The organism is Microbulbifer sediminum (genome assembly GCF_021729035.1).
In the GTDB taxonomy this organism is placed as follows: Bacteria; Pseudomonadota; Gammaproteobacteria; order Pseudomonadales; family Cellvibrionaceae; genus Microbulbifer; species Microbulbifer sediminum.
Genome location: NZ_JAJSAP010000004.1, coordinates 388,867 through 400,939, shown reverse-complemented (window position 1 = coordinate 400,939; position 12,073 = coordinate 388,867). Strand labels below are relative to the sequence as shown.

General features: G+C 61.0%; 11 protein-coding genes. 5 read left to right on the top strand and 6 right to left on the bottom strand.

The window, feature by feature from the left end; translation table 11 throughout:
- Positions 1-9: 9 nt before the first annotated feature.
- Positions 10-1,242, bottom strand: coding sequence for a lipase family protein (locus tag LVD11_RS09110; protein ID WP_237058184.1), 1,233 nt, complete (start codon positions 1,240-1,242; stop codon positions 10-12).
- Positions 1,243-1,612: 370 nt separating this feature from the next.
- Here LVD11_RS09110 and LVD11_RS09105 point away from each other — a divergent pair, with 370 nt between their 5' ends.
- From LVD11_RS09105 to yghU (LVD11_RS09090), 4 genes are all read left to right on the top strand, one after another.
- Positions 1,613-2,110 (top strand): arsinothricin resistance N-acetyltransferase ArsN1 family B, encoded by a 498-nt coding sequence (locus LVD11_RS09105; RefSeq protein WP_237058182.1) that lies wholly within the window; start codon positions 1,613-1,615, stop codon positions 2,108-2,110.
- Between the two features lie 150 nt (positions 2,111-2,260).
- The gene (gene yghU / locus LVD11_RS09100) at positions 2,261-3,136 is read left to right on the top strand and encodes a glutathione-dependent disulfide-bond oxidoreductase (protein WP_237058180.1); all 876 of its coding nucleotides are present in this window, start codon (positions 2,261-2,263) and stop codon (positions 3,134-3,136) included.
- A gap of 183 nt (positions 3,137-3,319) precedes the next feature.
- The gene (locus LVD11_RS09095; RefSeq protein WP_237058178.1) at positions 3,320-4,174 is read left to right on the top strand and encodes a GNAT family N-acetyltransferase; all 855 of its coding nucleotides are present in this window, start codon (positions 3,320-3,322) and stop codon (positions 4,172-4,174) included.
- Positions 4,175-4,359: 185 nt separating this feature from the next.
- On the top strand, positions 4,360-5,238 hold the full coding sequence (gene yghU / locus LVD11_RS09090; RefSeq protein WP_237058176.1) for a glutathione-dependent disulfide-bond oxidoreductase: 879 nt from the start codon (positions 4,360-4,362) through the stop codon (positions 5,236-5,238).
- A gap of 24 nt (positions 5,239-5,262) precedes the next feature.
- On the opposite strand, the gene LVD11_RS09085 is transcribed toward yghU (LVD11_RS09090), so the two are convergent.
- From LVD11_RS09085 to metG, 5 genes are all read right to left on the bottom strand, one after another.
- Positions 5,263-6,135 (bottom strand): NAD-dependent protein deacetylase, encoded by an 873-nt coding sequence (locus tag LVD11_RS09085; protein WP_237058174.1) that lies wholly within the window; start codon positions 6,133-6,135, stop codon positions 5,263-5,265.
- 379 nt (positions 6,136-6,514) lie between these two features.
- Positions 6,515-6,994 (bottom strand): hypothetical protein, encoded by a 480-nt coding sequence (locus LVD11_RS09080; RefSeq protein WP_237058172.1) that lies wholly within the window; start codon positions 6,992-6,994, stop codon positions 6,515-6,517.
- A gap of 71 nt (positions 6,995-7,065) precedes the next feature.
- Positions 7,066-7,314: a hypothetical protein gene (locus tag LVD11_RS09075; RefSeq protein WP_237058170.1), complete on the bottom strand. Its 249-nt coding sequence runs from the start codon at positions 7,312-7,314 to the stop codon at positions 7,066-7,068.
- A 283-nt stretch (positions 7,315-7,597) separates the two neighbouring features.
- Complete coding sequence (locus LVD11_RS09070) at positions 7,598-8,533, bottom strand: D-2-hydroxyacid dehydrogenase (RefSeq protein ID WP_237058167.1); 936 nt, start codon at positions 8,531-8,533, stop codon at positions 7,598-7,600.
- Between the two features lie 72 nt (positions 8,534-8,605).
- Complete coding sequence (gene metG / locus LVD11_RS09065) at positions 8,606-10,633, bottom strand: methionine--tRNA ligase (protein WP_237058166.1); 2,028 nt, start codon at positions 10,631-10,633, stop codon at positions 8,606-8,608.
- Between the two features lie 241 nt (positions 10,634-10,874).
- Between metG and apbC the strand changes: the two genes are divergently transcribed.
- Entirely contained in the window at positions 10,875-12,023 is a 1,149-nt protein-coding gene (gene apbC, locus LVD11_RS09060) for an iron-sulfur cluster carrier protein ApbC (RefSeq protein ID WP_237058158.1), read from the top strand.
- The last annotated feature ends 50 nt before the right edge of the window (positions 12,024-12,073 follow it).

Sequence of the window (12,073 nt, the reverse complement as noted above, 5' to 3'; positions counted from 1 at the left end):
AGGTTCCCCTCAGTCGGAGGGCTCGCTCTCGGTCTGGCGACGACGGGCCGGTTGCTTGCGGGGCGTGCTCTTCTTCTTGCGCGGAGTGCTTTTCTTTTTCGGCGCCGGCTCTTCTGTTGCCGTTGCCCCGGCCGTTGCTGCCAGGTCCGTCTCGGGTGCAGTGACTGTCCTGCCAGGAGCCTGCAGCAGGCCCAGATTACGGCGCAGCATATGGGCCTGCAGCATATCGCTGTAGAGCCGGACGGAATGGAAGCCTGCCACGCCCTTGATATCCGGCAGCACACTGATCCAGGCACGCCAGATACTCTGCATGCGCCAGAAGATGTTTGCGGAAAAATCTACGCGCATTCTGCGGAACCCCAGGTCGTTCGCATCGGGCTCGTTGGGGGCGTGCTTGATAAAAACCCGGAAACCCGTGTGGTAATAGCCCAGTACCTTGTTCCGCAGCCAGCGGGCCAGCTGCAGGGTGCCATTCAGGGGGATCAGCCGTAACAGGGCGAGGCAGGCCCCGAACCCGTACCCGAAAGGCACCATGGGCACCGGGTCACCACCCATCTCAAGGCGATAGATTGGTGTCTTTACGCGCCTGAAATATGGTTGGTCGCCGGTGCGGGGGCAGCCGTAGACATAGGTGGCACCGTCGCCATCCGGGTTCAATTCCCTGGTGCAGATCAGGGCGAGGGCCCCGCCGAGGCTGTGGCCAAAGATGTACAGGGGTAACTTCGGTTTTTGCAGCAGGTCATTTTCTATCTGCGTGCGGACATTCTCGAAGGCGCGCTTGAAGCCCGTGTGCACCCGGCCCTCATTACCTGCCGGCATTAGCGGAAAGCGCAGATCGGTGATGATGTCCCACGCGTTTATCTCGGTACCGCGGAAGCAAAGTACCAGGACTTTCTGGCCACCGCCCCCATCCATCTGTGCGAGTAATGCCTGGGTTTCGGCAACGTCATAAAAATTGATCGGCTCGAAATTGTTCTCCTGCAGGATGCTGCGAATGCCCCCCTCGAGCCCGCAGGCATGACTTTGCAGGTGGCTGCTCCAGGCCGCGAGGATTTCCCGACGCTCGGTATCGTTGCTGCACTTGCCCAGCTTGTGCAGCAACCCGGTCAGGTCGGCATCCGATGTGAAGGGTTCGTAAACCAGTCGGGACAACTCTGCGCCGATATAGGCCATTCTGTCGCTGTAGGCGGCGCGGCCCATCGGCAGGCCCGGCAAGCGCTTCATTCCCTGGAAGTAATCCACGGTTGTTCTCCTTTATTATGGGTTGGACTATGAACTGGTTCCGTTAAGGCTGACACGACGGGACGACAGTGTTGCTCTTTATTGTTGTGCGTGTGGTTGGCACTTGTCTTGAGTTTACTATTTTAGCGCGTTGAATAAAGTCGGGCGCACAGGGCGGGTTTTCGGAGCCTCAAGTAAAACATCGGGAAATCGCTGTAAGTGATTGAATTTTTTATTGAGGCGCTCTGGCCGTGCCGTTTCCTGCCTTGATACTGCTCAATTTGTCATTGATGCGAGGGCTACGATTACCAGGGTGGTCTGCGGCGTACTGCCTTGGAGAAGGCTGTGACCAGGTTGGATTCGGGCCTTTTACAAGACCGGAAGGAAGTTGATGATCAGGAGTGTCGATAGCGCCGATGCAAAGGCAGTGGCGGAAATCTACAACCACTATATTGCCAATAGCTGTGCGACCTTTGAGGAGCAACCAGTCTGCGCCGATGAAATGCAGCGACGCTTTGCGGCAGTGGCTGCGCAGGGCTTGCCGTGGCTGGTCGCTGAAAACGAGTCCGCAGAGCTGGTCGGCTACGCCTATGCCACGGGCTGGCGGGCCCGGTCCGCCTATCGTCACTCGGTTGAGGTCACGGTGTACGTTTCCCATACTGAGCTCTCCTGCGGCTGGGGCAGGCAGCTTTACGATGCCCTGTTTGCAAAGCTGGAGGATTTGCCGGTGCATGTGGCAATTGGTGGTATCACCCTGCCCAATCCTGCCAGCGTGGCATTACATGAGCGCTTCGGGATGAAAAAGGTGGCGCATTTCGAGCAGGTGGGTAAGAAATTCGGCCAGTGGATCGATGTGGGCTATTGGCAGCGGCTGTTGGAAGACGCTTAAGGCGGTTTTCGTGCGCTGCTGCTTACAGAATCCTGCCAGTTGCTTGCCTGATCCCGTGTCGTCCTCCGGGTGAGCTCTCATTCAGCGCTTGAAGGTTTGGCGATTGACCCCCATGGTTAAGCACTGAAGTCACATACCGGAGCAGTGTTTATGTCAGATGACACTTATACCCCACCGAGAGTCTGGAAATGGGACGCTGATAGCGGCGGCAAGTTTGCGAGTATCAACCGGCCTGTGGCCGGTCCCACGCATGAGCAGGAATTGCCGGTGGGAAAGCATCCGTTGCAGCTTTACTCGCTGGCCACACCAAACGGCGTCAAGGTGACGGTGATGCTGGAGGAGCTGCTGGCGAGGGGCTTCCGGGAGGCCGAGTATGATGCCCACCTGGTGAATATCCTTGAGGGCGACCAGTTCGGCAGTGGCTTTGTGGCGATCAATCCCAATTCGAAGATCCCGGCGCTGGTTGATCACAGCACCGCCCCGGCAACCCGGGTCTTCGAGTCCGGTTCTATCCTGCTTTACCTGGCGGAAAAATTCGGGGCCTTCCTCCCCGGGGACCCGGGTGCGCGCACCGAAACGCTGAACTGGCTGTTCTGGCAGATGGGCACGGCACCACTGCTGGGGGGCGGCTTTGGCCATTTCTATGCCTACGCCCCGGAGAAGTACGAGTACCCGATTAACCGCTACACGATGGAGGTCAAGCGCCAGCTCGATGTCCTCGACCGTCGCCTCGCGGACCACCAGTTTGTGGCTGGCGAGGAATACACCATTGCCGATATGGCGATCTGGCCCTGGTATTCGGCCGTGGTGCGCAACGAGGCCTACGATGCAGCAGAGTTCCTTGAGGCGCACACGTACAGGAACGTCAACCGCTGGGTGGAGGAGATAGGCGCGCGCCCGGCTGTGCAGCGTGGCAAGATGGTCAACCGCACCTGGGGTGATCCTGCCCAGCAGCTGCGGGAACGGCATGACGCTTCCGATTTCGAAAAGCGTACCCAGGACAAGCTGGCCACGGAAGAGGCCTGACGCCCGTCCCGAATATGGCGGCGGGTTACGCCGGCCCGCCGTCACCGGCGAGCAACTGCTCCCGCAACCATCCCGTCACTGTCTTACTGCGGATGATTACTTTCCAGGCCGGCGGAACCGCCCCCACCGATACTACAGTTAAGGCAAAAGCCAGGAGCCCCGGGCTGAAAGGTGAGGTTTGCCGTGAGTGACTTTTCGATTCGCAACATGCATCCGTCGGAACTCTGCATTGCCCTGGACTGGGCCCGGCGGGAGGGCTGGAATCCAGGGCTGCACGACGCCGCCTGTTTTTACGCTGCCGATTCCCACGGGTTTTTTATTGGCCTGCTGGGCGAGGAGCCGGTAGGCACCATCTCCGCGGTCCGCTATGGCGAGGATTTCGGGTTCCTGGGCCTGTATATCGTCGATCCGGCGTACCGGGGATCTGGTTATGGTGAAAAACTTGCGGAGGCGGCGATGAGTTACCTGGGGGGGCGTACCATGGGGCTGGATGGTGTGGTGGCCCAGCAGGAGAACTACCGGTCTGCCGGGTTCGGTCTAGCCCATCGCAATATCCGTTACCTGGGCCTGACCGGACAGGGCGCGGCCAGCGCCCAGGGTACGCATTCTGTCGTGCCGCTCTCGTGGGTGCCTTTCGCGGCAATCACCGCCTATGACTGCGAGGTATTTACCGCCCCGCGCGAGCACTTCCTGCGGGCGTGGATTTCCCAGCCGGACTCGGTGGCGCTGGGCGCGGTGGAAAATGGCCAGCTATATGGCTATGGCGTACTGCGCACCTGCCATGAGGGCTACAAGATAGGCCCGCTGTTCGCGGATGACGCAGACCTTGCGGAGCGTCTCTACCTGGCACTCACCGCCTGCGTACCCACGGGACGGCCGGTTTATCTCGATATTCCTGAGGCCAACAGCCACGCCCTGGCGCTGGCTGAGCGTCACAGGATGGAGATGGTGTTTGAAACCGCGCGTATGTATAGCGGGACACCTCCCGGTATTCCGATCGAGCGGGTCTTCGGTATCACCAGCTTCGAGCTGGGATAGGTTCACTCCCTGGCTCTGCCGCATCTGACCCACAGGTTCCTGCGATTCGCTGCCTGTCGTGATCGCCACGGGGGACGCTATCCTTCCTGCAGTACGTAGCTTTTGTTAATCCCCTGTTTGCACGGGTACTGGCGTGTCCCAGTGCAGGCGAAGCCCATCGTCAGGCAGCAGACGGAGGCGCAAGAATGACGGATGATTCCTATACCCCGCCCCGGGTCTGGAAATGGGACCAGGAGAGCGGTGGCAAGTTTGCCAATATCAACCGCCCTGTCGCCGGCCCCACCCACGAGAAGGCCCTGCCACAGGGCGAGCACCCCCTGCAGCTCTATTCGCTGGCCACACCCAATGGGGTCAAGGTCACTATCATGCTGGAGGAACTGCTGGCGCTGGGCTTTGATGGGGCGGAATACGATGCCTTCCTGATCGATATTACCGAGGGCGACCAGTTTGGCAGTGGCTTTGTTGAGGTGAATCCGAACTCCAAGATCCCGGCCATGCTCGACCAGAGTATGCGCCCGCCGATACGCGTCTTCGAGTCGGGCTCCATCCTGTTGTACCTGGCGGAAAAATTCAGTGCGTTCCTGCCCCATACACCCGCCCAGCGTACCGAGGCTCTCAACTGGCTGTTCTGGCAGATGGGTGCGGGGCCGCTGCTGGGTGGGGGCTTCGGTCATTTTTATGCCTATGCCCCGGAGCCCTACGAATACCCGATCAACCGTTACACGATGGAGGTAAAACGCCAGCTGGATGTGCTCGATCGCCAGCTCGCCGATCACACGTATATTGCCGGCAACGAGTACACCATTGCCGATATGGCCATCTGGCCGTGGTATGGCGCTCTGGTAAAAGGCAGGGTATACGATGCAGCCGAATTCCTCGAAGCCCATACCTACCGCAATGTGATCCGCTGGACGGATGAAATTGCCGAGCGCCCGGCAGTCCGGCGAGGTCGCATGGTGAACCGTACGTGGGGTGAACCGGAGGAACAACTGCACGAGCGGCACGACGCCAGTGATTTCGACAACCGCACCCAGGACAAAATCGGCGGCGGCGCCGAGGACTAATCCGGGCGAGGCCGGAAACAGTATTCAGAGCTGCGCCAGCGTTGCCGCCAGGGTCTCGCCGATGCGTGCACTGAGTTTGAGGTCGATGATGTCGTCTGCGCGGGTGCGCCCCAGGTTGAGGGTGGCGATAGGCTTGTTTCGCTCGCGCGCAACCCGACAGAAGCGGAAACCGGAGTACACCATCAGCGACGAGCCCACTACCAGTAGCCCGTCGCTGGCCTGCAGGGCATCCAGCGCGGACTGGACGCGGTTGCGCGGCACGTTATCCCCGAAAAACACCACGTCAGGTTTCAGGATGCCGCCGCAGTCCGGGCAGTCGGCAATGCGGAAACGACTGAAATCCACCTCCAGGTCCGCGTCACCATCCGGTGCGGTGGTTGCCTGGTATTGGTGAAAATCCGGGTTTAGTGTGTAGCAACGCTCGTGTACCACCTGCCGATCGCAACGGTAACCACAATCCATACAGATAATCTGGTCGGCCCGTCCGTGCAGGTCGATCACCTGCCTGCTGCCCGCCCGCTGGTGCAGTCGGTCGACGTTCTGGGTGACCAGAAGTTCACTGAAGTTTCGCTGTTCCAGCTCTGCCAGATAGCGGTGGGCGGGATTTGGTTGTGATCTTCGAATGACCGGCCAGCCGATCAGGCTGCGGCCCCAGTAGCGCTGGCGGATTTCCAGGCTGCGCATGAAATCCTGGTGCTGCACCGGCTGCTTGCGTTTCCATGCACCGTCTTGATCGCGGTAGTCTGGAATGCCGGAATCTGTGCTGACCCCTGCGCCGGTGAGAATCAACAGGCGCGGGTGGCTGCGAATAAATGCGGCCAGCTGCTCTGCCGCCTGCAGGGGGGCGATAACCGGTTCCGCTTCAATCGAAGGCGCTCTCTGGCTGGTTGTATTCATAGGTAACTGGCTGACTGTGTCCGGACCACAACTCTAGCTGGAGCTCCCGGGAAAGCCAAACCCCGGTTTTTTACCTGCGACCAGTCCCGGAGCCCGCGAAGGCTAGCCTCCGTCCGGGTTGCTCTCGCCCGGCATTGACCGCCACTGGAGGCGGTGTCCTCAGAATGCCCGCCACATCATATAAGCCCGGAATAGCTGCGAGGAGGAAGGAGAGCGGAAAAAACGCTCGGCGACAAACCCTGCGACCATCGCCCCGCCGATAGCGACGGGTAACGGTATGCGCTTCGCCTCCCGGTCAATGACACTTTTCTGGGAGCTAACCAGCGTCACGATCGCGTCTCGCTGGAGATCCATATCCTGTCGACATTTGCTGATTCGGCTATTTAAGTGTTTCAAGGACATCGTCTACAGCCTCTTTGACCTGCTTGCGCGTTTCGCTGAAGCCGAGCAGGGCGCGGAGCTTTTTCATGTAAAGAACCATGGCTGTAATCAGCACAGTCTGGGCTACGACAAAAGCGGCGAAGCCGATATAAATTGATTGAGAAAAGTAATAGGCAACCAGCCCGACGCTGGCACAGAGGCTTAGCAGGAAGGCGATAGCCAGAGGCAGAAGGACAAGCTGTATAGCCAGGATGCGCCTCCCGGCCTCTATTGTGCGGTCGAGCTCCAGCCTGAACAGTGTCTGCAGGTTGTTGAGCCAGGCTGACACCAGGGATACGGTTGCTTCAGCCTGGGCCAGTGGGCCCGTCCCCGGCGGCTCCGGATTCGCCTGCGATGAATCAAAAGAAGTCCGGCCGCGTTCCTGCGCGGCCGGTCCGGAATCATTGGTATCCGTTGCTGAATCTTGATCTTTCTGCATCGGTGTCAGTGTCCAGGAAACAGGTATCAGTAACTTGGCAGTATTGCCCGGCGAGCAAGGCTCGCAGGGCTTTACTTCAGCAGTTTAGCGATGACCCAGCCCACCGCGAATGCACATCCCACGCTCGCAACAGGATGCTTCTTGATCTGGGATTCGAAACGCTGCTCCAGGTCAGTGGCGCGGCGCTTGCTGTTCTCGACCGAGGAGCGTGCACGATCACGCAGGTGTGCAGCCTGGTCGGAGGCTGCCTCACCGGCAAGGTGATAGGCTTGCCTCAGCTTTTCCTGGCTGGAACTGTTAGGGGCTTTTGCAGTAGCCATAAAAGATCTCCTCAAGTCCGGGTTCTCTGTTTCAATCGTAGAGTCGCTGTCGCAAATTGGTATGCGGGACCCCGGATTAAGGTGACCGCCAATTCACTGGCTATGGGCGCTGGGACTTACGGCGGTGTGCATGGCTTGTGCATGGATAGTTAAGGAGGAAAGGCCGGGAGGGGCCGCTGAGAGGGTGGCAATGGACATGAATTGATTCACAGTCGCAAACGGTTGCTCATTAGCCGGTACAGCGAAAGCGTGGTGGGAGCGGGACTTCCGCTCCGGTTGTCGTTCAGTTGGACCGGCGCCATTCCCTGATGTTGGCCACCACCCCATCCAGCAGCCGCTGGCGGCTCTCGCGGCTGATCCAGGCGCTGTGGGGGGTAATGATGAGGTTGGGGATGTCGCCCGCCAGCAGGGGGTGATCGGCGGGCGGAGGTTCCACGCTCAGCACGTCCAGGGCCGCCCCGCCCAGATGCCCGCTCCTGAGGGCGTCTGCGAGCGCCGGCTCATCCACCAGCCCTCCACGGGCGGTGTTCACCAGCAGGGTGCCGGGTTTCATGGCGGCGAGGAATTCCCGGTTTACCAGCCTGTCCGTCTCGGCTGTGAGCGGGCAGTGCAGGCTGATGACATCGGACTCGGCCAGGAGCCGCTGGAGCGGTACACGCCCGCTTTTCTTTTCGCCGGAAAGGGATTCGGCCACCAGTACTTCCATCCCCAGGGCACGCCCCAGGTCGGCGGTGGTCCGGCCCAGGTCGCCGTAACCGATTATGCCCAGCTTTTTTTTCGCCAGTTCCATTACCGGATAGTCCAGCATGCAGAATACCGGCGACTGGCTCCAGCGCCCGGCCATCACATCGCTGTGGTACTGGTGCCAGCGTGTGGCCAGCCCCAGGATCAGGGCCAGCGCATGCTGGGGCACGGATGCGCCGGCGTAGCCGGCCACGTTGCGCACCGGAATGCCCCGATCCTCGGCAGCGTTGTGGTCGACGTTGTTGGTGCCGGTGGCGCAGACGCAGATCAGTTTCAGGTCGGTAGCGTTCTCGATCAGCTGGCGATCCAGCACCACCTTGTTGGTGATCACCACATCGGCACCCGCAATACGCTCCGCCACCTGTGCCGGGCTGGTGGTTTCGTGGAAGTCCCAGTGATCGAGACTTGCTTCCAGTCCCGAGGTGTCGAGCTCCCCGGGTTTCATGGTGAGCGTGTCGAGGAAAACGCCGCGCATGCCGATCCTCCCTGTTCTGCGGAAAGTGCTTTGTAGGAGCGGCCATGGGCCACCCCGTACGAGTTCCTGTCGTTACATCACCCGCATGCCCGGCTTTGCGCCCTCGTGCGGTTCGAGGATCCAGAGGTCCTTGCCGCCGGGGCCGGCGGCCAGCACCATGCCCTCGCTCACACCGAAGCGCATCTTGCGCGGGGCCAGGTTCGCCACCATCACGGTATGCTTGCCCACCAGGTCCTCGGGCTTGTAGGCGCTCTTGATGCCGGCGAATACCTGGCGGGTCTCGCCGCCCAGGTCGAGGGTCAGCTTGAGTAACTTGCCCGCCCCCTCCACGTGCTCGGCATTGGCGATCAGGGCAATACGCAGGTCCACCTTGGCGAAGTCATCGAACTGGATTTCCTCCGCGATGGGCTCGTCCGCCAGCGGTCCGCTGAGGGGCTTGGTCTCGGCCTGCAGCTGGGCGAGGGACTCCTTTGCCGCCTCCAGTACCGCGTCCACCTGCTTTTGCTCGATGCGCTGCATCAGAGGCTTGAACTTGTTAATCGTGTGGCCGGCCAGTGGGGTGGTGGCGGCCTGCCAGTCCAGTTCCACACCGAGGAAGTCCCCGGCTTTTTGCGCTGTTTCCGGCAGCACCGGCGCCAGCCAGGTGATCAGGGCGCGGAACATATTGACGCCCTGGGAACAGATTGCCAGGACCTCATTTTCCCTGCCTTCCTCCTTGGCCAGCGACCACGGTGCCTTGTCGGCGATCCAGGCATTGGCGGCGTCCGCCAGGGCCATGATTTCGCGCATGGCGCGGGCGTACTCGCGATTCTCGTACAGGTCGGCAATCCGCGGCGCGGCCTCTACGAACTGGCTCCAGAGCGCTTCGTCCGCCAGCTCATTGGCCAGCGCACCGCCGGACTTGCTGACAAACTTGGCGGTACGCGAGGCAATGTTGACTACCTTGCCCACCAGATCGGAGTTCACCCGGGCGATAAAATCCTCGAGGTTCAGGTCCAGGTCGTCGACCCCGCTGGTCAGCTTGGCGGCAAAGTAGTAGCGCAGGTATTCCGGGTGCAGGTGGTCCAGGTAGTTGCGCGCATTGATAAAGGTGCCGCGGGACTTGGACATCTTCTTGCCATTCACGGTCAGGAAGCCGTGTACGCAGACTTTGGTGGGCGTGCGGAAATCGGCGGAGTCGAGCATGGCCGGCCAGAACAGGGCGTGGAAGTTGACAATATCCTTGCCGATAAAGTGGTAGACCTCGGCGTTGCTGTCCTTTTTCCAGTAGTCCTGCCAATCGAGACCCCTGGCGTCGCAGTAGTTTTTCAGGCTGGCCATATAGCCGATGGGGGCGTCCAGCCAGACATAAAAATACTTGCCCGGAGCATCGGGAATCTCAAAGCCGAAGTAGGGCGCATCGCGGGAAATATCCCACTCCTGCAGCCCTTCATCCAGCCACTCGGACAGTTTGTTGGCCACTTCACCCTGCAGGGTGCCGGAGCGGGTCCACTGTTTCAGGAAATCGGTGAACTCCGGCAGGGTAAAGAAGAAGTGCTCGGACTCCTTCTCCACTGGTGTGGCGCCGGAGATGGCGGATACCGGATCGATCAGCTCGGTGGGACTGTAGGTGGCGCTGCACACCTCACAGTTATCGCCATACTGGTCCGGGGCCTTACAGCGCGGGCAGGTGCCCTTGATATAGCGATCGGCGAGAAACAGGTTTTTCTCCGGATCAAAAGCCTGGGTAATGGTGCGTGTGGCGATATGGCCGTTGTCACGCAGCCGCTTGTAGATCAGCGCGGACAGCTCGCGATTTTCATCGGAGTGGGTCGAATGATAGTTGTCCACACCGATCAGGAAATCGGCAAAATCCTTCTCGTGTTCCGCCTGCATATTGGCGATGTGTTGTTCCGGGGTCAGGCCCAGCTGCTCGGCCTTCAGCATGATGGCGGTGCCGTGGGCGTCATCGGCGCACATGTACAGGCAGTCGTGGCCACGTGCGCGCTGGAAGCGCGCCCAGATGTCGGTCTGGATGTATTCCAGGATATGGCCCAGGTGCAGGGAGCCATTGGCGTAGGGCAGGGCGCTGGTAACAAGGATGTTGCGCTTGTCGGACATCGGTTCTTCCATCTGCTGGTTCGCTGATTCGCGCCGACTCTCCGGGGAAATCGGCGGATTCCGGCCGCAGGGTTGCGGCCACGGTAAAAAGACCGGCGAATATAGCAGATCTGGGGCCCCGCTGGGAGGGCGCAGGGGGCGCGGGGCAGTCGTGGACGTACTGCGGGTTTCCCTAGAATTGGGCGGACCCATCAGACACAATGCACGCATCGAATGATACCCACCGGAAAGAGGGATGAGGGTGAGCGAACACGATCACGAACACGGAGACCTGCCGGCCGATGTGCAGGCAGAGCTGGAGCGGCTGGCGGAGTGCCTGGGCAGCCTGCATGACCCGGGCACCGGGCGGGTGCTGGACGAACTCGAGGCGGATATCGAGGTGGGCTACGACGACGGCACCGTCTTTGTGGGCATTACGCTGGGGTATCCGTGCGCCAGTGAGGAAGACGAGTGGCGTGAGCGGATCCACGAGGCCTGTATGCCATCCCTGCGCGGTGGGCCGCTGGGGGACGCCGGGCTGCAGTTCGAGCTGTTCTCCGAGATCCCGGCCACTGAGGCAGGGGAGGTCCCCGAACACCTTCGCGGCGTAAAAAACATTATCGCCGTGGCATCCGGCAAGGGCGGGGTGGGCAAGTCCACCACGGCGGTCAACCTGGCCCTGGCACTGGCAGCCGAGGGTGCCAGGGTCGGCCTGCTGGATGCAGATATCTACGGTCCCAGCCTGCCCACCATGCTGGGCACCGAGGCGGCGCGGCCGGAGGTGCGGGAGCAAAAGTTTTTCCTGCCGGTGGAGGCTCACGGCCTTAAGACCATGTCCATTGGCTACCTCCTGACCGAGGATACCCCGGCTGTCTGGCGCGGACCCATGGCCAGCGGTGCCCTCAACCAGATCCTTACCCAGACACTGTGGTGCCAGGGTGACGAGGAGCTGGACTACCTGGTGGTTGATATGCCCCCGGGTACCGGGGACATTCAGCTGACCCTGGCCCAGAAAGCCACCCTGGCCGGCGCGGTGATCGTTACCACGCCCCAGGACCTGGCCCTCAAAGATGCCATCAAGGGGGTCGAGATGTTCCGCAAGGTGGATGTGCCGGTGCTGGGGATTGTCGAGAACATGTCACTGCACACCTGCTCGAACTGCGGCCATACCGAACCGGTATTCGGTGCCGGTGGCGGCGAGCGTATCGCGGCCGATTACGACACCGGCCTGCTGGGGCAGTTGCCGCTGGCCATGTCGATCCGCGAGGGCACCGACAGCGGCTGCCCAAGTGTGGTGGCGGAACCCGATGGGCAAGTGGCTGGGCACTACCGTGAAATCGCCCGGCGCGCGGCAGCAGAACTGTGGTTGCGCAGTGGTGCGGATCACATGCCGGAGATTGAAATCGGCTGAACGCAGGTCGGGTTCCCATGCCAATAAAAAGGCCGCCCGGGGACACCGGG